Raw genomic sequence first — 21,173 nt, forward strand, 5'->3', positions numbered from 1 at the left:
CATGAAAACACTCATGATACAGGGTACTACCTCGGATGCGGGAAAAAGCACCTTAGTGGCTGCACTTTGCCGAGTATTTGCAAATCAAGGCATAAAAGTCGCACCGTTTAAGCCACAAAATATGGCACTTAATAGCGCAGTGACAAACGACGGTGGCGAAATTGGCCGTGCGCAAGCTTTGCAAGCTATTGCTGCTAAGGTAGAGCCCGAAACCGACTTTAACCCGATATTACTTAAGCCCAATAGCGATACAGGCGCCCAAGTTATTATTCATGGTAAAGCGATTAGCAACATGGAAGCCGGCAAGTACCACGATTATAAAAAAGTCGCCATGGACGCTGTCATTACATCACACGAGCGTTTAGCAAAACGGTTTGATCTTTTATTGGTGGAAGGTGCGGGAAGCCCCGCTGAAATAAACCTGCGTGAAAACGACATAGCTAACATGGGCTACGCTGAAAAAGTAGACTGCCCAGTGATTATTATTGCTGATATAGATAAAGGCGGTGTATTTGCTCATTTAGTGGGGACATTGGCATTACTTAGCGAATCAGAGCAAGCACGTGTAAAGGGTTTTGTAATTAACCGTTTTAGAGGCGATATAAGTTTGCTTCAAGGAGGGCTTGACTGGTTAGAGCAATACACGGGTAAGCCTGTTTTAGGAGTGCTGCCATACCTTCACGATTTAACTCTCGACGCGGAAGATGCTGTTGCAATAAACAATAACGTTACCCATGCAACTATCAATATTGCAATATTATTAGTGCCGCATATTAGTAACCATACCGATTTTGATGCACTGCGTTTACACCCAAATATTAATGTTAACTATATACGCCATACGCAGGTCATTCCTGATGTTGATCTTATTATATTGCCAGGTAGTAAAAACGTACTTGGCGATTTAACCTTTTTGATAAACGAAGGGTGGGATAATCAGTTAAAACGTCACTTACGCTATGGTGGAAAAGTACTTGGAATTTGTGGGGGAATGCAAATGCTGGGTAATATAATTTACGACCCCGAGGGTGTTGAGTCGTCATTAAAAAGGGTAAGTGGGTTGGCATTATGTGAGTTTGAAACCACACTCACATCGCAAAAAGTATTAAGTAAAGTGACGGCCACTTTAAAGCTAAATAATCGACAAACTTTATGTAGTGGTTATGAAATCCATGCGGGAGTAAGTAAAGGCAATGCATTAAAGACCCCTTTAATTACTTTTAGTCAGCATCCAAATGGGTTTAAAACAGATGGTTTTATAAGTGACGATAATGCAATTGCGGGCACTTATTTACACGGTTTATTTGATGAGCCCAACGCCACGATGGAAATTTTAAAATGGGTAAAGCCAGATTTAAATATTGATCCAATAAGTATTGATACACACCGCGAACAGCAGTTAGCGCGTTTAGCAACCATGTGCGAAACACATTTAGATATAGCGCAAATTACCTCGATTTATAAAGGGCATAATAATGACTGAACAAACAAACGACAAACACAAACAGCGCCAGCAAAAAGTAAAAGAACACGTAGATGCCCGTGTTGAAGCCGCGCAAGAGGTTAAAGGTATTTTTCAGGTTATTACTGGCAATGGTAAAGGTAAATCGACTTCTGGTTTTGGCGTGGTAGCACGCTGTGTTGGCCACGGTCAAAAAGCCGCTGTGTGTCAATTCATAAAAGGGACATGGGAGTGTGGTGAGCGTAATTTATTACTAGGCGCAGGGGTTGAATTTGCTGTAATGAATACTGGCTTTACATGGGATACACAAAATAAAGAGGCCGATACCTTAGCAGCACAAGCAACATGGCAAGAGGCAAAGCGCATGCTTGCCGACAGCAGTATTAACTTAGTGTTACTTGATGAGCTAACCTACATGGTGACTTATGGTTATATTGACTTAGACGAAGTACTAAGCGCACTTAATAATCGCCCAGCTATGCAGTCGGTCATTATCACAGGACGCGCAGCGCACAGAGCATTGACTGACCTTGCCGATACAGTGAGCGAAGTACGTAATGTAAAACACGCATTCGACTCAGGTGTAAAAGCGTTAGAAGGGTTTGACTACTAGTGTTTAAATTGCTTTTTATAGGTTTAATGCTGCTTAGTTTACACGGCAATGCTGTGGCGAACTCAGCGCCTGAGATTAAAAAACTACGTATAGTTGCGCTTGCCCCACACATAGTTGAAAACCTATTTGCCATTGGTGCAGGTGGCAATATTGTGGGCACCGTTGACTATGCCGATTACCCATATGAAGCAAAAAATATAGCTCGCATTGGCGGGTACTATGGTATTTCGCTTGAGAAATTATTAGCCTTAAAACCTGATTTAGTGATTGCTTGGAAAAGCGGAAATCAGCAGGAAGATATCGCACAAATAGAGCGCTTGGGTATTAAAGTTCATTTAAGTAACCCTACAACCATAGAAGCCGTGCAAACTGAGCTACTAACACTTGGTAAACTAACAGGGTACGAAAAGCAAAGCCAACAGGTTGCTAAAGCTTTTAAGCAAAAGTTAACCGCTATTATTAAAAACCAGCAAGGGAAGCAGCCTATATCTGGCTTTTATCAGTTATGGGCTGAGCCTATGATGACCACCAGTGAAAGTACATGGATTGGCCAACTAGTAAATACCTGTCACGTAAATAATGTGTTTGCTAATAGCACGACCCCGTATCCACAAATCAGCATTGAAAATGTCATTGTCACTAAGCCTCAAATTATTATTATTCCTGACGAAAAATCTAACACCCCGCAGCCTAATGTTAATTGGCAGGCATGGCCAGAAGTGCCTGCAGTTACAAATAACCAGTTTATTCGCGTTAATGCCGATTTACTGCACCGCTTTACACCGCGTATGTTAGATGGCCTTGCTGATATGTGTGATAAAATAGACGCGTCACGAAAAATAATAAAGAGTATGTAATGAGCGACTGGGATACATTTTTACAAAACGAGCTACAGCACCCTTATATGCAGCAAACTTTAAATGCAGTTGAAAACCGCCGAGCGGAAGGTATTGCTGTTTACCCTCCCGAGCCGTACGTATTTAATGCATTTAATGCCACGCCGCTAAACAATATTAGGGTGGTAATTTTAGGGCAAGACCCTTACCACGGCGAAGGACAAGCTCATGGGCTGTGTTTTTCTGTTATGCCCGAGGTAAAAAAACTCCCACCCTCGCTTAAAAATATATACAAAGAGTTAGCTACAGATATTGAGGGCTTTGTTATTCCTGAGCATGGTTACTTACAAAGCTTGGCAGAACAAGGCGTGTTTTTACTAAATACTGTTTTAACAGTAGAGCAAGGGCAAGCCCATTCTCATAAGCATTTAGGTTGGGAGCAATTTACCGATAATGTTATTGCTCACATCAACGCGAACTGTGATGGAGTTGTGTTTATTTTGTGGGGAGCGCATGCGCAAAAAAAAGGGAAAGGCATAGATAGCACTCGCCACTCTATTTTGAGTGGGCCACATCCGTCGCCGCTGTCGGCTCACCGAGGCTTTTTTGGTTGTAAGCACTTTTCGAAAACTAACGAACTGCTGTTAGCGCAAGGTAAAAAACCTATAAATTGGCAGGTTTAGCTTCATAAGCTTAAGCATTAAAAAAGCCCTCATAAATGAGGGCTTTTGTGTAATTGGTGGGTATAGAAATTAAAAATCTAGCTCATCAATTGCAATTGTGTCTGCAAAGTAATCAAACTCCTCTAATTCTTTACGTAGACGTTGTTTATCTTTTATTGCTTCTATTTCGCGCCATTTTCTTTTTTTGTTCTTCTGAGAGGTTTTTCTTTTTTCATCAGGACCTTCTAGTATCTCTAATATATCGTTTAGGCTATCCATGAACTTCTCCTATTGATTTTATTGACCTCAAGAGTACCTATACCACAGGCCCAGCTAAAATAGAATAAAAAAGTGACAGAGATGTTACAAAGTTGTGATGTTTAAATGAAGATTTATACAAGTAAAGTATTGCTTTTAAATACAAAAACACGTTGTATAAAATTTACAAACAAATTTAAGTCGATGAGGGTTATTTTTTTTTACAGCTAAAATGTATGAGGGAGGTCGGGTTATTAGTCCGTACTTTACAGGCATAAAAAAACGCCGCAATTGCGACGTTTTTTAAAGTACGTTCAAACCAATTACATTGCTTTAAAACGTGCTTCTAGCTGTTCTTGTGCATCAGCAAAAGAGCGAATACCTTCAGCTAGCTTTTCAGTTGCCATTGCATCTTGGTTATGTAACCAACGGAACTGAGCTTCTGTAAGCGGCTCAGGTTTTGGCTCTTTAGGAATATCACTTTCTAGTAAATATTCTTGTGCGCCTTCAAGGTTACCTAAGTCTTCTAAAAGGTTAGGGCTAATAGTTAGCTTGTCACAACCTGTTAGTGCAATAATTTCGCCCGTATTACGGAAACTTGCGCCCATCACTACTGTTTTGTAGTCATGACGTTTGTAAAATTCAAAAATGCTGCGTACTGATTGAACACCTGGATCTTGTAGTGGATCCGTTGGTTTTTCCATGCCGTTAGCAACGTGCCAATCTAAAATACGGCCCACAAATGGCGAGATTAGAAATACATTTGCATCAGCACATGCACGGGCTTGGGCGTCGCTAAATAATAAAGTAAGGTTACATTTAGTGCCTTCTTTTTCTAACTGCTCAGCGGCTTTAATACCTTCCCACGTAGACGCAACTTTAATTAAAATTTTGTCTTTGCTTACACCTTCTTTTTCGTAAAGGCTAAGTAATGTGTGTGCTTTATCAATAGTTGCTTGAGTATCAAACGATAAACGTGCATCTACTTCGGTAGAAATATAACCCGGTACAATCTCACTAATTTCTTTACCAAGTAAAACAGCAAAGTAGTCACATGCAAGTTCTAGTTGTTTAGCTGGATCTTGCTCGGTTTCTTTTGCATAGCTCCAAGCTTTATCTAGGTAAGGCTTATAAGCTTCAATCTCGCTCGCTTTTAATAAAAGCGACGGGTTTGTGGTTGCATCTTCTGGTTGATGCTTTTTGATCGCTTCAATATCGCCAGTGTCGGCTACGATAGATGAATGTTGTTTTAGCCTTTGTAGAGCTGAAGTCATTTGCTTTCCTCATTCCAAGCAAGTTAAAAGAAAAATCGACCCTTAATATATACCATCCATACTGCAACAGTGTGACAATGCTTGATAGGTCTTATGTCCTTATCAATTAAAAAACGGCAATGTATGAATTTTTAAGGGAGGATTTATATAAACAAAACGTGCTTTTCGTTTCATTTAATGTTGAAATTGACATTAAATAATTTACAAGTCAATAGCTAACTATGATCACTGTTATTTCACCTGCAAAAAATCTTGATTACGACACGCCACCGGCAACCGATAAGTTCACTCAGCCTGAATTACTCGAGCACAGCGAGGAACTCATGAAAGTATGCCGTGAACTAACACCTGCGCAAATTGGCAGTTTAATGAAAATTAGCGATAAGCTTTCTGGCCTTAACGCTGCTCGCTTTAGCGAATGGTCGCAACCCTTTACCATTAATAATGCCAAACAAGCCGCGCTTGCTTTTAATGGTGATGTATACGGTGGGTTAGAGGCGAGTACTTTAACTGCAAGCGACCTTGATTACGCGCAAAGTCATTTGCGTATATTATCTGGATTATATGGCCTGTTAAAACCGCTTGATTTAATGCAAGCGTACCGACTAGAAATGGGCACTAAGCTTGAAAACTCTCGTGGTAAAAACCTGTATGAGTTTTGGGGCAGTATTATTGCTGATAAGCTAAATGAAGTAACAAAAGCACAAGATGCACAATATCTCGTTAACCTAGCTTCAAACGAATACTTCAAAGCGGTAGATAAAAAAGCGCTCAACGCGCAAATTATTACGCCGCAGTTTAAAGACTGTAAAAATGGGCAATATAAGGTCATTAGTTTCTACGCTAAAAAAGCGCGTGGCATGATGGCGCGTTACATTATAGAAAACCAAGTAACGCAGTTAAGTCAGTTAAAAGAATTTACCGTAGACGGGTATTACTATAGTGCAGAGGCGACAGCGAAAGAATTAGAGCCGGTATTTTTACGCGACGAGCGAAATTAATATTTACAACCCCAAGCTTATTTCGCTTTTCAAAAGCAAAGTAAGCCGGGGTTTTACCTTATTTAGCAAAAAAAGTAAATTTAGAGGAACACGTCATTGTCACCCGATTACTCCCGTTACTCTCTTAAAGAGCTGCGCGAAGCGCTAGAGACGATAGACAAAGCTAGATACCCTGAGCGACTAGAGCAAATTTATTGTGAAATAACAAAACGAACCGTTGCAGCGAACTCAAACATCCCTAACTCAGATATACCTCCAAGCTCCTGTGAAAATGTAATGATGGGTCGTCGAGTCTTTGTGTTCATCCTTGGCATTATTTTTATCTGCTGGGGAGGGTATAGTGCAATAGAGGGAGAAATGGTGGGGAAAAATCGTATTTATACAAAAGAAAATGACCCATTTTTATTTTATTTTCGAGTTCTCATTTGCATAGGTGTTGGAGTCATTTTGCCCTACTATGCAGTAGTAGGAAAAAAGAATAATCACTCTAGTGCGCACAAAAAATAGCATATAGAGTAACATCACTGGCTTATATCTGAGCCCTTATATGCGTTAGTTATGCATTAAATCGTCACCTGCAGCGCCAGGGTATTCACTTTTTTGGCAATTTCTTTTGCACCGCTTATTGAACCGAGCGAGCATTGTCTTTTATTACAAAACTTTCATCTATAGTCACTTTTTATTTTAAACCTTCGCTATGTGCACCGACTTGACCTTTTGCAGGTCGTTAACTTTTTTTGCTGGTACTAAATTTGCAAAGTGGTTCTATTCATTTCATACATTAGGTGCAAATTAAATGATTAGTATTCCCTCAATTAGTGAAGCTGAAAAGCTAATAGAAGAAAAACTCGGCGGTTGGTTTGATGTTGTTATAAGTCACATTCCTAATTTTATAGTGGCGGTTATTATTGCCATTATATTTTCAATGCTAGCGCGCTTTGCTGGCAACCTAACGAAAAACATATTGCGCCGTTCACTCGACTCTCAACAAATAGCCGATTTAATGGCGTCAATATTTAAGGTTATTGTACTGTGCGTTGGGGTATTTATAGCGCTGGATTTTGTGGGTTTAAAAGGCACGGTTACCTCTTTATTAGCCGGTGCGGGTATTGTTGGTTTAGCCATAGGTTTTGCGTTTCAAGATATGACCGAAAACTTGATTGCGGGCATAGCAATGGGTATACGCAAGCCCTTTAAAACAGGAGACGTAATCGAAACCGACGACGTGTTTGGTTCAGTGCACTCAATAAACCTGCGTAACACGCTAATAGAGAGCTTTTATGGGCAGTTAATTTTAGTACCTAACAAGGTATTATTCAGAAATGTGTTAAAAAATTACACCACACTTGGAGTTAGGCGCATAGAGGTACCGGTAGGCATTTCGTATGGTGACGACATTGAAAAAGCGAAAGAAGTTATTGTAGATAAAATTAACGATTTGGACTTTGTCATTCGTAAAAACGAAACCGATGTTTATGCTGAAGGCTTTGGCGACAGTAGCATTAATTTATTGGTGTGGTTTTGGATTAAATACCCAGGTGAACCAGACTTTATGACAGTACGCCATAAAGGTGTAGTTGCCGTTAAACAAGCGTTGGATGAAGCTGATATTAGTATTCCATTCCCTATTCGCACGCTCGATTTTGGTATTAAAGGCGGTGAAAAACTCGATGCCATGATCAGCGATAAAATAAGTCAGCAATCATCAAATAAAGGCAACGCTGGTGGAGCTGATTCAGGCCAAAACGAATAAATGAGCCATTAATACCAGTGGGAATTATTTACTCACTCGCAACGCAATTTTACATTTAAATACGCGTTGTGGGCTTAAATAAAAATGACTTATGAGTCACAACGACTAAATGCAGCTTTATAAAGCTGCATTTTTTTATGGCTATTTAAGTGTTTGAGAAGGTGAGAGCAACGTTAATTGATTATTGATTAAGGCCTATTTACCTTTTGGGGTGAAATTGAAAGCGGGCTATGTGATATATCGATAAGGCTAAGCCTATTGTGTAGTTACTTCCCGAAACTGACGATAACGCAACATAAATATAAAACATGCAGTAACTTTTGTGGTCCCTTCCCTCATAGGTTGCTTCTTCTTGTTGCCTAAATAATAGGTAATAAGGAGCAAGTAGGGCGTATAAGCTGTATACGACTTTAAGTTATACCTACATAGGCGTAGTCATTAAAATAATGCAGGAGTAGGTACTTAGCTTACTGGGTCACAAATCGCACACCGTAATTATGTTGCTCCTTGATAGAACACGCTTTAATAATGTCAGTTAAACAGGCCTAGGCTTAATATAAATTTATTATTTAAAGAGCGGATTATTTTGGCAAATATTAGGTTGTAATGTATGCAATTTACAATTGGTATTAGGCGGTAAGTAAGAGGTAATTAAAGCGAGTTCTTTATTGTAGTTAATGTGAGTTGCAAGTAAATACTGGCACAAAAAAAGCGCAGCATGTGTTGGAGTAACATGCTGCGCCTAGGATCAATTGAGTTAATAAAAATGCGATTCAAATAACACTAATTTTGTTACGGATGATTTTAACACCATCCATATTTTCTAAAAACTTTTGAGCAAGCGCACGTTCAAAACCGGTTTGCGCTTGACCATGTAATATTACCTCGCCATCTTTAACCTGTACGCGAATATTGCTTAATGCAAAGTTGGGGTTAGTACGAAGCGTGCTTGTAATGGTTTGCTGAAGGTTAGGTTGAGTTGCTACGCTGCTGACTACGGCTAGGTGTGTTGCTGCACTCACTTTGGTAGCGCAGGCTAACAAAAATAAACAACAAAACGAAACTAACGCGATAGTTAACTTTAAGCGGTTCATAACTCAATCCTTTTATATCAATTAAAAATTTAGCCAAACCATTAAATATTCTGGCTATTCTGTGTTTAATATTACAAGTTCAGTGCCAGTTTTAATTTATTGAAATATAAGGTTATTTTATTAAGTGGGAATTCAGGTGGGCAATAATTACATTTAAATGGGTAGGTGTTACATGCACCGGTTACCTATGTTACACGCATTAAAAAGCCGGCATACGCCGGCTTTGGTAAATATGCTAAGTTACTTTTTCTTTTTAACTTTCGCTTTTTTCTTTGCTTTCATTTTTACCGGATCTTTGCGCTTTTTAACCGGTGGCTTAGCCTCTTTATGCTGAGGCTCTATTCCTTTAATTACACGGCGTTTAAGCTTTTGTTCAATGTAGCGTTCTACTTTGTACAAAATACCAATATCATGCGCTTCAACTAATGAAATAGCGATGCCTTTTTTACCTGCACGACCAGTACGGCCAATACGGTGAACATATACGTCGGCGGTACGTGGCATATCAAAGTTAATAACGTGGCTAATGTCAGATACATCAATACCGCGAGCAGCTACATCTGTTGCAATTAATATTTTAGTGCGGCCACTATGAAAGTTTTCCATTGCTTTCATGCGCTTGTCTTGTGGCATTTCACCTCGCAGCCAAGCGGCTTTTACACCGTTATTAGTTAATTCACCAATGAGAGTTTCTAAACGCTCACGGGTTTTAACAAATACAATGGCTTTACTCACGTCTGGGCCGTTAAGGGTGTTGACTAAAAGCTCGAGTTTATGGTGGTAATCATCAGCAAGATGAACCCACTGGTGAATTTTAGCTTTTTCTTTACGAGACGACTCAGCTTCTAACAAAGCCGGATCGTTTAATGTGGTTTCTGCAAATCGCTCTACGCTGTCACCCTCAAGGGTTGCTGAGAATAAAAAACACTGACGGCGGTTTTTAGCTTCATCACAAATACGGCTCATTTCTTTTTTGAAACCCATGTCTAGCATACGGTCGGCTTCATCAATAATAAGCATTTCGACATGTTCAGCATGAAAGTTTTCAGTTTCAAGGTATTCCATTAATCGCCCTGGTGTAGCAATTAATATGTCGTTATTTTTTTCAAAAATCTCTTTATGCGTTCCGTAGTTTATACCACCGGTCACGACACCTATTTTTAGGTGTGTACGTTTGGCTAGTAACTCACATTGCTCATGAATTTGATAAGCCAGCTCACGTGTTGGCGTCATTATTAATACGCGGGCAAAACCAGGCTCACGGCGCGGAAAATCCAATAAGTATTGAATCGCAGGAATTAAAAATGCCGCTGTTTTACCTGTGCCAGTTGGCGCAGACGCTAAAATATCACGTCCCTGAAGAGCTTCAGGAATAGCTTGTTGTTGAATACTGGTTGGCTTCTCGTAGCCCATTTTATCAATGGCATCGAGTAATTTGGTATCAAGATCAAATTCAGAAAATTGCATAGAGTGTCTAAAATAGTGGACAATTACCTTGATTATACGCGCTATGCTGCGCTTGGTGAATGAAAAGGTGAAAAAATGTCTGGTTTTGCATTTAAACAATTTAAGGTTGAGCACGACCTCTGCGCAATGAAGGTTTCAACCGACGGCATTTTGCTTGGTGCGTGGGCAAACTTAGCTGGTGCAAACTCGTTACTAGACATTGGTACTGGCACGGGGTTATTGGCGTTAATGTGTAAACAGCGCAGGCCAGCATTAAGTATTACTGCGGTTGAAATAGATGAAAACGCATACAATCAAGCATTACAAAACGTAGCAAATAGTCCGTGGCCCAATATAGCTATTAAGCATCAAACTATTCAAAGCTTTAATAGTGACGCTCCCTTTGATGTCATCATTTCTAATCCGCCTTACTTCAATCACAGTTTAAAAGGCAATAATGCCGCCCGAAACACTGCGCGTCACACCGATGGTTTGAGCTTTGAGGAGCTAATTAACGCGTTTAAGCGGCTTAGCCATTCACAGTCACGGTTTAGTTTAATACTGCCAAACACTGAGGCTTTAGTATTTATTGAGCTTGCTACTCAAAAAGGGCTTTATTTAAATGCACATTGCCAAGTAAAAGCGACACCTAGCAAACCCATAAGCCGCAGTTTAATGACGTTTAGTTATCTAGAATCACAAACCGACAATTCAACGCTATGCATTAGAGAGTTAAACAATAATTACACTACTGATTACATTACTTTGTGTAAGGCATTTTATTTAAAGATGGCGTAATTGTGAGGGGTATTATCTAATAATAAAGGATAGTTTACCCATAATGCATACGTATTCAGTTGTTATTTAATCAACCTCAGGACTAGTGTTAACCACTTGTAAATAACGTTGGGCATGTTGTTTAGCCCGCCAACATTTGGAAACACACACTATGAAGCTGAATAAAATGGTCACCACCGCCGGTTTAAGCCTAGGTTTGCTTTTGCCTAACCTTGCAGCTGCTGCACCCACTACGTTTGTTCATTTATTTGAATGGAGTTGGCCCGATGTTGCACAAGAATGCGAGCAGTTTTTAGGGCCAAAAGGGTATGCTGCTGTACAAGTGTCCCCGCCAAACGAGCATATTACAGGCAACCAATGGTGGACTCGCTATCAACCTGTGAGCTACCAACTGCAAAGCCGAGGCGGTAACCGAACGCAGTTTGTAGATATGGTTAACCGTTGTAAAAGTGCAGGGGTCGATATTTATGTAGATACCTTAATTAATCACATGGCGGCTGGCAGTGGTAATGGCGTTGCGGGTAGCACGTTTGGTAATAAACAATACCCAATTTATAGCCCACAAGACTTTCATGAAAGCTGTAGTATAAATCCAGAAGATTACGGTAATAATCGTTACCGCGTTCAAAACTGCGAGTTAGTAGGACTTGCTGATTTGAATACGTCTTCAAATTACGTGCAAAATACTCTCGCTGCTTATATTAACGACCTTCAGGCTATTGGAGTAAAAGGTTTTAGATTTGATGCGGCTAAACACGTAGCAGCTAGCGATATTCAAAGCCTTATGGCTAAAATAAATGGCTCGCCGTTAGTGTTTCATGAAGTGATTGATCAGGGAACTGAAGCCGTTGATGCCTCTGAGTATTTAAGTACAGGGCTAGTTACCGAGTTTAAATACAGTACACAACTCGGTAATACATTTAGAAACGGCTCGCTTGCATGGTTAAGTAATTTTGGTGAAGGGTGGGGCTTTATGCCAAGCTCGTCAGCGGTCGTATTTGTAGATAATCATGATAATCAGCGGGGGCATGGTGGTGCGGGTAACGTAATTACCTTTGAAGATGGCCGCTTATACGACCTAGCTAACGTATTTATGTTGGCGTATCCGTATGGCTATCCAAAAGTAATGTCGAGTTACGATTTCCATGGTGATACCGATGCGGGCGGGCCGAGTGTTCCCGTTCATAACAGTGGTAATTTAGAATGTTTTGCAAGCAATTGGAAATGTGAGCATCGTTGGTCATACATAGCGGGTGGCGTCGATTTTAGAAATAACACCGCCGACAACTGGGCTGTGACAAATTGGTGGGATAACACTAATAATCAGATTTCATTTGGCCGCGGTAGCTCAGGTCATATGGCCATTAACAAAGAAGACGCAGCGCTCAATGCTACTGTGCAAACAGACATGGCGCCTGGCCAATATTGTAATGTATTAAAAGGTGAATTATCGGGCGATGCTAAAAGTTGTAGCGGTGAGGTTATTACAGTTAATAGTAACGGCACTATTGATCTAAATGTGGCACCTTGGGATGCGATGGCAATTCATAAAAACGCTAAGTTATCACAAGGTTCGACTTCAAATCCGAGTGGTGATTGGCAGCGTACCGTCATTTTTATTAACGCACAAACTCAAAGTGGGCAAGACATGTTTGTACGCGGCGGAATAGATCATACCTATGCAAATACAAATTTAGGTAGAAACTGTCAAACAACTAATGTGGAATGTGCGATGCCTATTCGTCATAACAATTTAAAAAATGCCACTACAAGCCCATGGAAAGTAAACGATAACTATCTAGATTGGTACGGTATTGAAAGCGGGCAAAGCGCCCAGGCAGAAGGTACCGCAGCCGATTGGACTACAAACGTGTGGCCAAGTACATATGGTGCCCAAAAAACAGTAACTAACGACGGCTTTGGCGTTACGCCGCTTAATATTTGGGGCGAACACTATTGGATGCTGGATGTAGACATGGATTGCAGCAAAGCAGTAAATGGGTGGTTTGAGGTAAAAGCATTTGTTAAAAATGGCCAAGGCTGGGAAAGCGATATAAACCAAGCCAATACACCCTTTGCCAGCACTAACCATGTGGCACAATGTGGAAAAATAAATATGTTTGAATTTAATAGCTCAAATGTAGATATTCGTAACTTTTAAACCTATTCGTTAAATTTAGCGATGTGCATTATTACTAAAGCCAAACACCTAAGCGTGTTTGGCTTTTTACCATAAACAATATTGGTAATGTGTTAAATCGCTGTTATATAGCGTGGCAAGTATTACGCTTAAGCAGTTAAAGCGTTTCGCCGTACTCGGTCATTACTTGCTCAACCCAGCTGGCTATGCGCTCATCGCTCAGCTCGTACTGGCTGTCTTCGTCAAGGGCGAGCCCTACAAACTGTTTGCCGTCGGGGGTGAGTGCCTTTGAGGCTTCAAACTCGTAGCTGCTGTCGTTCGGCCAAAAGCCAAGTTGTGTAAATGTTTGTGTGTTTATTTCGTCGTGCAGCATACCTAGAGCGTCTTGAAACCACTGTCCGTAACCTTGTTGGTCGCCCATGCCAAATAAAGCAATGGTTTTACCATTTAGGTTTACGTCTTTTATGTCGTCCCATTTAGACTCCCAGTCTTCTTGTATTTCGCCAAAGTCCCATGTTGAAATACCAAAGATGATAAAGTCGTACTGCTCTGCATTTTTTAGTGGTTCGTCTTTAATATTGTGAAGGCTAACTATATCGTCACCAATAAGGTCACGTATTTTTTCTGCTGCCATTTCGGTGTAGCACGTAGTAGAGCCAAAAAATAAACCAATTTGCATCGTATTTATCACTGTGTAATTGCCTGATATGATAGGCTCAAGTTTACCGTAAGGTATTTTTAATTGATACCTTAGCAAAGCATGAGAGCATAATGTGACAACGCTATCTGACGATTTTTCAGAAAATAAAAGCAGTATGAGCACCAATAGCGACTACCTAGAAACCTTTTTAGATAGCCTTTATTTAGAGCAAGGTGTAAGCGAAAACACATTAAGTGCTTACCGTAGCGATTTAGATAAGTTTTGCCAGTTTTTAAAAGGCGAAAACTTAATGACGGTAACAGGGCATGACATTGAAAGCTACTTAGCGCATCGGGTTGATTTAGGCCTAAAACCGCGCAGTACAGCGAGAAGTATCAGTGCGCTAAAACGGTTTTATCAGTACTTTGTGCGTGAAAAAATGATTACCGACACACCAATGCTAAATATTGCCCAGCCCAAAGCGGGGCAATCGTTACCTAAAACACTTTCTGAAACTGAAGTAGAAGCGCTTCTTAACGCCCCCAATACTGAAGAACCCATGGGGTTACGAGACAAAGCCATGCTTGAATTGCTTTATGCCACAGGCCTGCGTGTCAGTGAGTTGGTTGGGCTACGTATGGAGCAAATTAACTTACGCCAAGCGGTTGTGTTTGTAAAAGGTAAAGGCAACAAAGAACGTTTAGTGCCGCTGGGCGAAGAAGCCATGCATTGGCTTGAGCTTTTTTTAAAAGTGGGCCGCGCACAAATGATCAAACACGCCACCGACTTTGTATTCCCGTCAAAACGTGGTGTAGGCATGACTCGACAAACCTTTTGGCATAGAATCAAACACTATGCTATTTTGGCATCGGTTGAATCGCCATTATCACCCCACACATTGCGCCATGCATTTGCTACGCATTTATTAAATCATGGGGCCGATTTACGTGTTGTGCAAATGATGCTGGGACACAGCGACCTATCAACAACGCAAATTTATACTCATGTTGCTAATGAACGGTTAAAATCGGTACACGCGCAGCATCATCCGCGCGCTTAATTTGAAATTAAATAGTATTAAGCCGGTCAATATATTAAGTATTTTTAGGATAGAGAGAAGTTATGAAAAAATTAATGTTAGCAGGTGCCATGTTGTGCACAAGTATGAGTGCATTGGCAAATGACGTTGCAGTAACGCCAAATGCTAATGATCCTATTGTTACTAAGTTTGCGGCACTTGGCGTTACGGTTAAGCAAATAAATCCAAGCCCAGTAGCTGGTTTAAAAGAGCTAATTACAAATAAAGGCGTGTTATACGCAAGCCCAGACGGCCAGTTTTTAATGCAAGGCACGTTAATCGATTTAGACAACCGTAATAACCTAACAGAACAAGCTTTAAATAGCGTGCGTGCTGAAGGTATTACAGAATACGAAGAGTCGATGATTGTGTACAAAGCACCAAACGAAAAACACAGCATCACTGTATTTACCGATATTAGCTGTGGTTATTGTCGTAAATTACACCGTGAGCTAAACGATTTACTTGATGCGGGTATTACCGTTAAGTACTTAGCGTTTCCGCGTGGTGGCCTTCAAGGTTCAGGCTATGCAGATTTAATGAATGTATGGTGTGCAAAAGATCAGCAAGAGGCGTTAACAGAAGCTAAAGCTGGTGAGAGTACCACGGCAGTTGCAGGTTGTAGTGCACCCATTGCTGAACACTACCAGCTAGGCCAAAGCTTTGGTATTAGTGGCACGCCAGCCATTATTTTAGACGATGGCACAATGATCCCAGGTTACCAACCTGCTGCTGCATTAAAAGCAGCGTTAGATGCTAATAAAGCATCTTAATAACGTGTTTACGTTTACAAAAAGGCCTTAATGGCCTTTTTTTGTCTTTTTAATACGACTTAATAAGTTAAAAAACTGCATGAAAAAACTGATCATTGCGCGCGAAAACGTTAACGACTCGCACTTACCGAGTCATTTGCATCCGGTAATAAAACAAATTTACGCGACTCGTCGTGTGGTTGATGCCCAAGAGCTCGATAACGGTGTTGCTACGCTTCACGATTATAAATTGTTTAAAGACATCGACAAAGCAAGTGCGTTACTAGTCGATGCGCTTAAGGCGCAAAGCCACATTTTAATTGTGGGCGACTTTGATGCCGATGGCGCAACCAGTACTGCAACCTTAATGCAGGGGTTGCAAATGTTTGGTTTTCAAAATTTAGATTACCTCATTCCAGACCGCTTTAGCTTAGGTTATGGCTTAAGCCCCGCACTGGCCGAACAAATAGTACAAATAAAGCCCGATTTAGTGATCACCGTAGATAACGGTATATCCTGTATTGCCGGTATTGATATTTTAAAATCGGTAGGTATAAAAGTGTTGGTTACAGATCACCATTTACAAGGTGAACAGCTTCCCAATGCCGATGCCATTGTAAATCCAAACAGACACGAATGTAACTTTCCGTCAAAGTCTATTGCTGGTGTAGGCGTAGCGTTTTACTTATTAATAGCACTAAGAAGCCTAATGCGCGAACAAGGTTACTTTACGCAACAAACACCGCCTAACTTAGCAAACTTATTAGACATAGTTGCACTGGGTACAGTCGCTGATGTAGTTGCACTTGATGCAAATAACCGAACATTAGTACACCAAGGCTTAGCGCGTATTCGCAGTGGCAAAACACGCCCAGGTATTACAGCACTTATTGAAGTGGCCAACAGAAATGCAGCGCGTTTAAGCGCCAGCGATTTTGGTTTTTCACTTGCGCCACGTTTAAACGCAGCAGGGCGACTAGACGACATGAGTTTGGGCATAGCGTGTTTACTGAGTAACGATATAAACCAAGCAAGGCGTATCGCAAGCGAACTCGACAGCTTAAACCATGCAAGGCGTGAAATAGAGCAAGGTATGCAAGCTGAAGCACAAGCTGTGCTTGATAGGCTCGCCTTTACCGACGATAACATTCCCGATGCTATTTGTTTGTTTCAAGATGACTGGCACCAAGGCGTAATTGGTATTTTGGCTGGCCGTTTAAAAGAAAAGTACCACCGCCCAACCGTTATTTTTGCCGGTGGTGAAAATGGCGAAATTAAAGGCTCGTGCCGCTCTATTGAAGGGCTGCATATGCGTGACCTACTCGAAGGGTTAAATACCGCCACGCCCCATTTAATAAATAAGTTTGGTGGCCACGCAATGGCTGCGGGTTTAAGCATAGACGAGCAAAATTTTAACGACTTTAAAAGAGCGTTTGATGCCGCAGTCAGTGCGCAATTAAGCGAAGAAAGTAAGCGTTGTATTGTATTTACCGACGGCGAGCTGCCAAACGACTGCTTTACCATGGAGTTTGCCCAATTATTAAAGCAATCAGGCCCATGGGGGCAGCAATTTCCAGAGCCTGTGTTTGAACATACCTTTGAATTAATTCAGCAACGTATTGTTGGTGAAAAGCATTTAAAACTGGTGCTTAAACATCAATCAGGGCGATTAGTTGACGCTATTGCTTTTGGTATAGACGTAAAAGAGTGGCCAGATACCGAAGCACGCTTTGTTAAAGTGGCTTATCAACTTGATATAAACGAGTTTAGAGGTAAATTTAGCTTGCAGCTAATTGTACGAGAGCTTGAAAAAGTGCACTAAAAAATATGCACAATACATGCATAAAAGGCTAATAAAGCGCGCGATTTTTTGTTAAAATCGGGCGTTTTTATCATTTGACGATAATTTATTGCGGATATTCCTCAAGTCGGGCCGTAATAATCTAGCCATTTTGGAGTAATGTACATGTTTGAAGTGAATCCTGTGATTAATCAAATCAAGGAAATTCGCGATCGTACTGAACTGCTTCGGGGGTACCTTTGACTACGCTCTTAAACAAGAGCGCCTAGAAGAAGTTAACGCCGAACTTGAAGATTCAGCTGTATGGAATGAACCTGAACGCGCACAGGCACTTGGCCGTGAAAAGTCAGCATTAGAGGCGGTTGTTGAAACAATTGACAACTTAGTTGCTGGCGCTGATGACGTTGAAGGCTTGCTTGAGCTTGCAATAGAAGCGGAAGACGAAGACACCTTTGACGAAGCAAATGCAGAGCTTGAAGGCCTAAACGAGCAATTAGAAGGTTTAGAGTTTCGTCGAATGTTTTCGGGCACGCACGACGCAAATGATGCATACCTTGATTTACAATCAGGTTCAGGCGGCACTGAAGCTCAAGACTGGTGTAACATGTTACTTCGCATGTACCTACGCTGGGGGGAAGCAAAAGGCTTTAAAGTTGAGCTAGTAGAAGCAACCGATGGCGATGTGGCCGGAATAAAAGGCGCAACAGTTCGCTTTGTTGGTGAATACGCTTACGGTTGGTTACGTACAGAAACAGGCGTACACCGTTTAGTTCGTAAAAGCCCATTTGACTCAAGTGGCCGTCGTCATACATCGTTTGCCTCTGCGTTTGTATACCCAGAGATAGACGACAATATTGAAATTGATATTAATCCGTCTGACTTACGTATAGACGTGTACCGTGCATCGGGCGCAGGTGGTCAGCACGTTAACACCACCGAATCGGCAGTACGTATTACTCACGTGCCTACAAACACGGTAGTGCAATGTCAAAACGAGCGTTCGCAGCATAAAAATAAAGCCCAAGCAATGAAGCAATTAAAAGCTAAATTATTTGAGCTTGAGTTACAGCAGCAAAATGCTGAAAAACAAACGCAAGAAGATGCAAAATCAGATATTGGTTGGGGCAGTCAAATTCGTTCATACGTTCTTGATGACTCGCGTATTAAAGATTTACGCACCGGCGTTGAAAACCGCAATACCCAATCGGTACTTGACGGTAACCTAGACAAATTTATTGAAGCCAGCCTTAAATCTGGCCTATAACCACCAAGCTAATAAAGAGCTAAAAAATGACTGATAAAATCCAAGACGAAAACAAGTTAATCGCTGAGCGTCGCGGCAAGTTAGATGCTATTCGCGAAAATTGCCCAGCCAACGGTCATCCAAACCAATTCCGTCGTGAACATTACACGGCTGATTTGCAAGCTGAGTTTGGTGATAAAACAAAAGAAGAATTAATTGAGCTACAGCACGTAGTATCAATTGCTGGTCGTATTCTTGCTAAGCGTGGTCCATTTATGTCTATTCAAGATATGAAAGGCCGTGTACAAGTTTACGCATCAAAAGACGTACAAAAAGACTTAAAAGCAAAATATGGTCAGCTTGATATTGGCGATATTATTGGTGTTAAAGGTCCACTTAATAAATCAGGCAAAGGCGATTTATACGTAGATATGGCCGAGTACGAATTACTTACTAAGTCACTACGCCCATTACCAGAAAAATTTCATGGTCTTTCAGACCAAGAAACAAAATATCGCCAACGTTATGTTGATTTAATTACAAACGAAGCGACGCGCGAAACGTTCCGTATTCGTTCACAAGTAGTTGAAGGTATTCGCCGCTTTTTAGCAGATCGTGACTTTATGGAAGTAGAAACGCCAATGCTGCAGGTTATTCCTGGCGGTGCGTCTGCGCGTCCATTTGTGACTCATCATAACGCGCTTGATATCGACATGTATTTACGTATTGCGCCAGAGCTTTACCTAAAGCGTTTAGTGGTAGGTGGTTTTGACCGCGTATTTGAAATTAACCGTAACTTCCGTAACGAAGGGTTATCAACGCGTCACAACCCTGAATTCACTATGATTGAGTTCTACCAAGCATACGCCGATTACATCGATCTGATGAACATCACCGAAGACATGCTACGTACCGTTGCAACAAACGTTTTAGGCAGCCCAATTGTTGTTAATACAACGAAAGATGAGAACGGCGAAGTAATCGACTCAGTAGAGTACGACTTTGGTAAGCCGTTTGAGCGCCTAAGCATGGCTGATGCTATCTTAAAATATAACCCTGAGTTTGACGCTGCGGTATTTAATGACCCAGAAAACCACTTTGAAGAATTAAAAGCGTACGCTAAACAAGTGCACGTTAAAATTCCTGAAAACTGTGTTTGGGGCCCAGGCAAGTTTTTATGTGAAATATTTGAAGAAACGGCTGAGCACATGCTTATCCAACCTACATTTATTACAGGTTACCCATGGGAAGTGTCGCCACTTGCACGTCGTAACGACGACAATGCATTTGTTACCGACCGCTTTGAGTTTTTTGTTGGCGGACGTGAGCTTGCAAATGGTTTCTCGGAGCTTAACGATGCACAAGACCAAGCAGAACGCTTTACTCGCCAAGTTGAAGAAAAAGACGCAGGCGATGATGAAGCAATGCATTACGATGAAGATTACATACGCGCACTAGAGTACGGTTTACCGCCTACTGCTGGTGAGGGTATTGGTATTGACCGATTAGTAATGTTATTTACTGACTCATCTACAATTAAAGATGTTATTTTATTCCCGCATATGCGTCCGCAAGCTGACTAAGCTTAACGAAAAATAACACCTTGAAACGCCGCTTAATTGCGGCGTTTTTGTTTTTACTTTGTTTATTCATAGCTAATAAGATCATTATTCATATATTAAGCTGTTGATATTTAGTTGTAATTTTTTATGAAAATTTTTATGTGCATATAACAAATTAATGAGTAACATTTAAACATTATGTTGTATTTTTGTAACTTTGTTAGCTACAATACGGCCAAATTTTAAACGACCTAACTTTTAGGTGCTGTAAATAATAAAAACGGATTTACAAAATAATAAAATGACAGATAAAACTATCGAAGAGTCGGAAGAACTCAGTCAAACAGAGCGAGAGCGAGAAGCTTTTTACCGAGCATGCATTGCAGAGTTTCAACAACTAGGTTATCAAGAGCAGTACCTAGCTAGTTTAAAAGATAAATGCGACCCAACCGACGACACACATACGCCTAACGAAGAGAGTTAATTAGCTTAAAAATTAGGCTTCTTTAATATAAAAACATAACATATGTGTGTTCTGTAACCATATAGACACTTTTGATAGAAAAGTGTTTGACATATTTTCTGAAATCTTTATTATACGCCCCACAAGACGGAGAGGTGTCCGAGTGGCCGAAGGAGCTCCCCTGCTAAGGGAGTATAGAGTTTGTAGCTCTATCGAGGGTTCGAATCCCTCCCTCTCCACCATTTTTTAAATGGCGAAATCTTGTAAACGTAAAGACGGGCGCATAGCTCAGCTGGA

At 40.9% G+C, this 21,173-nt stretch carries 20 protein-coding genes and 1 tRNA gene; 16 read left to right on the forward strand and 5 right to left on the reverse strand.

Features of this window, described 5'->3' with window-relative positions:
• Window position 1 precedes the first annotated feature (1 nt).
• From CWB65_RS03290 to ung, 4 genes are read left to right on the forward strand one after another with little or no spacing between them, the layout of a single operon-like run.
• A complete protein-coding gene (locus CWB65_RS03290) occupies window positions 2-1,483 on the forward strand; it encodes a cobyric acid synthase (protein WP_138739876.1) in 1,482 nt (493 codons plus the stop codon).
• Window positions 1,476-2,075 carry a cob(I)yrinic acid a,c-diamide adenosyltransferase gene (cobO, locus tag CWB65_RS03295; protein ID WP_138739877.1) on the forward strand — a complete coding sequence of 200 codons (600 nt, stop codon included), beginning with the start codon at window positions 1,476-1,478 and terminating at the stop codon, window positions 2,073-2,075. Before CWB65_RS03290 ends, cobO begins: the two co-directional genes overlap by 8 nt.
• Window positions 2,075-2,932, forward strand: a complete 858-nt coding sequence (locus tag CWB65_RS03300) for a cobalamin-binding protein (protein ID WP_138739878.1) — start codon at window positions 2,075-2,077, stop codon at window positions 2,930-2,932. Before cobO ends, CWB65_RS03300 begins: the two co-directional genes overlap by 1 nt.
• Window positions 2,932-3,594, forward strand: coding sequence for a uracil-DNA glycosylase (gene ung, locus CWB65_RS03305; protein ID WP_008128988.1), 663 nt, complete (start codon window positions 2,932-2,934; stop codon window positions 3,592-3,594). Before CWB65_RS03300 ends, ung begins: the two co-directional genes overlap by 1 nt.
• 69 nt (window positions 3,595-3,663) lie before the next feature.
• Here the strand turns inward: ung and CWB65_RS03310 are convergent, their stop codons facing one another.
• Entirely contained in the window at window positions 3,664-3,852 is a 189-nt protein-coding gene (locus CWB65_RS03310; protein ID WP_006793150.1) for a DUF3545 family protein, read from the reverse strand.
• 302 nt (window positions 3,853-4,154) lie between these two features.
• The gene (gene tal / locus CWB65_RS03315; protein WP_006793149.1) at window positions 4,155-5,105 is read right to left on the reverse strand and encodes a transaldolase; all 951 of its coding nucleotides are present in this window, start codon (window positions 5,103-5,105) and stop codon (window positions 4,155-4,157) included.
• A gap of 221 nt (window positions 5,106-5,326) precedes the next feature.
• On the opposite strand from tal, the gene yaaA reads away from it, so the two are divergent.
• The 3 genes from yaaA (at window position 5,327) to CWB65_RS03330 (ending at window position 7,859) form a co-directional block, all read left to right on the forward strand.
• Complete coding sequence (gene yaaA, locus CWB65_RS03320) at window positions 5,327-6,106, forward strand: peroxide stress protein YaaA (RefSeq protein WP_008128991.1); 780 nt, start codon at window positions 5,327-5,329, stop codon at window positions 6,104-6,106.
• Between the two features lie 96 nt (window positions 6,107-6,202).
• Window positions 6,203-6,613 carry a hypothetical protein gene (locus CWB65_RS03325; RefSeq protein WP_033025331.1) on the forward strand — a complete coding sequence of 137 codons (411 nt, stop codon included), beginning with the start codon at window positions 6,203-6,205 and terminating at the stop codon, window positions 6,611-6,613.
• A gap of 289 nt (window positions 6,614-6,902) precedes the next feature.
• Window positions 6,903-7,859, forward strand: coding sequence for a mechanosensitive ion channel family protein (locus tag CWB65_RS03330; RefSeq protein ID WP_008128993.1), 957 nt, complete (start codon window positions 6,903-6,905; stop codon window positions 7,857-7,859).
• A gap of 773 nt (window positions 7,860-8,632) precedes the next feature.
• Here the strand turns inward: CWB65_RS03330 and CWB65_RS03335 are convergent.
• Window positions 8,633-8,953 carry a BON domain-containing protein gene (locus CWB65_RS03335; protein WP_008128997.1) on the reverse strand — a complete coding sequence of 107 codons (321 nt, stop codon included), beginning with the start codon at window positions 8,951-8,953 and terminating at the stop codon, window positions 8,633-8,635.
• Window positions 8,954-9,193: 240 nt separating this feature from the next.
• Window positions 9,194-10,420 carry an ATP-dependent RNA helicase SrmB gene (gene srmB, locus CWB65_RS03340; protein ID WP_058429728.1) on the reverse strand — a complete coding sequence of 409 codons (1,227 nt, stop codon included), beginning with the start codon at window positions 10,418-10,420 and terminating at the stop codon, window positions 9,194-9,196.
• 75 nt (window positions 10,421-10,495) lie between these two features.
• Between srmB and CWB65_RS03345 the strand changes: the two genes are divergently transcribed.
• Together CWB65_RS03345 and CWB65_RS03350 are read left to right on the forward strand one after the other, a co-directional pair.
• Window positions 10,496-11,197, forward strand: a complete 702-nt coding sequence (locus tag CWB65_RS03345) for a tRNA1(Val) (adenine(37)-N6)-methyltransferase (RefSeq protein WP_008129000.1) — start codon at window positions 10,496-10,498, stop codon at window positions 11,195-11,197.
• A gap of 151 nt (window positions 11,198-11,348) precedes the next feature.
• The gene (locus CWB65_RS03350; RefSeq protein ID WP_138739879.1) at window positions 11,349-13,358 is read left to right on the forward strand and encodes an alpha-amylase; all 2,010 of its coding nucleotides are present in this window, start codon (window positions 11,349-11,351) and stop codon (window positions 13,356-13,358) included.
• A 136-nt stretch (window positions 13,359-13,494) separates the two neighbouring features.
• Here the strand turns inward: CWB65_RS03350 and fldB are convergent, their stop codons facing one another.
• A complete protein-coding gene (gene fldB / locus CWB65_RS03355; protein ID WP_006793142.1) occupies window positions 13,495-14,016 on the reverse strand; it encodes a flavodoxin FldB in 522 nt (173 codons plus the stop codon).
• Between the two features lie 94 nt (window positions 14,017-14,110).
• Between fldB and xerD the strand changes: the two genes are divergently transcribed.
• The 7 genes from xerD (at window position 14,111) to CWB65_RS03390 (ending at window position 21,118) form a co-directional block, all read left to right on the forward strand.
• Window positions 14,111-15,037, forward strand: a complete 927-nt coding sequence (gene xerD / locus CWB65_RS03360; protein WP_006793141.1) for a site-specific tyrosine recombinase XerD — start codon at window positions 14,111-14,113, stop codon at window positions 15,035-15,037.
• Between the two features lie 62 nt (window positions 15,038-15,099).
• Window positions 15,100-15,828, forward strand: a complete 729-nt coding sequence (gene dsbC, locus CWB65_RS03365) for a bifunctional protein-disulfide isomerase/oxidoreductase DsbC (RefSeq protein ID WP_006793140.1) — start codon at window positions 15,100-15,102, stop codon at window positions 15,826-15,828.
• A gap of 79 nt (window positions 15,829-15,907) precedes the next feature.
• The gene (gene recJ, locus CWB65_RS03370) at window positions 15,908-17,629 is read left to right on the forward strand and encodes a single-stranded-DNA-specific exonuclease RecJ (protein WP_008129007.1); all 1,722 of its coding nucleotides are present in this window, start codon (window positions 15,908-15,910) and stop codon (window positions 17,627-17,629) included.
• Between the two features lie 144 nt (window positions 17,630-17,773).
• Window positions 17,774-18,872, forward strand: a protein-coding gene (prfB, locus tag CWB65_RS03375) for a peptide chain release factor 2 (protein ID WP_096801177.1) whose coding sequence is annotated in 2 segments (ribosomal slippage) — window positions 17,774-17,848 and window positions 17,850-18,872 — 1,098 coding nt in all. Because the reading frame shifts where the segments join, the coding sequence is not laid out codon by codon here.
• Between the two features lie 26 nt (window positions 18,873-18,898).
• Window positions 18,899-20,434, forward strand: coding sequence for a lysine--tRNA ligase (gene lysS / locus CWB65_RS03380; RefSeq protein ID WP_006793137.1), 1,536 nt, complete (start codon window positions 18,899-18,901; stop codon window positions 20,432-20,434).
• A gap of 280 nt (window positions 20,435-20,714) precedes the next feature.
• Window positions 20,715-20,897, forward strand: coding sequence for a hypothetical protein (locus CWB65_RS03385; RefSeq protein ID WP_006793136.1), 183 nt, complete (start codon window positions 20,715-20,717; stop codon window positions 20,895-20,897).
• A 128-nt stretch (window positions 20,898-21,025) separates the two neighbouring features.
• Window positions 21,026-21,118 (forward strand) — tRNA-Ser (locus CWB65_RS03390).
• Window positions 21,119-21,173 lie beyond the last annotated feature (55 nt).

Source organism: Pseudoalteromonas sp. S554 (assembly GCF_005930865.1).
GTDB classification, from domain to species: Bacteria; Pseudomonadota; Gammaproteobacteria; order Enterobacterales; family Alteromonadaceae; genus Pseudoalteromonas; species Pseudoalteromonas marina.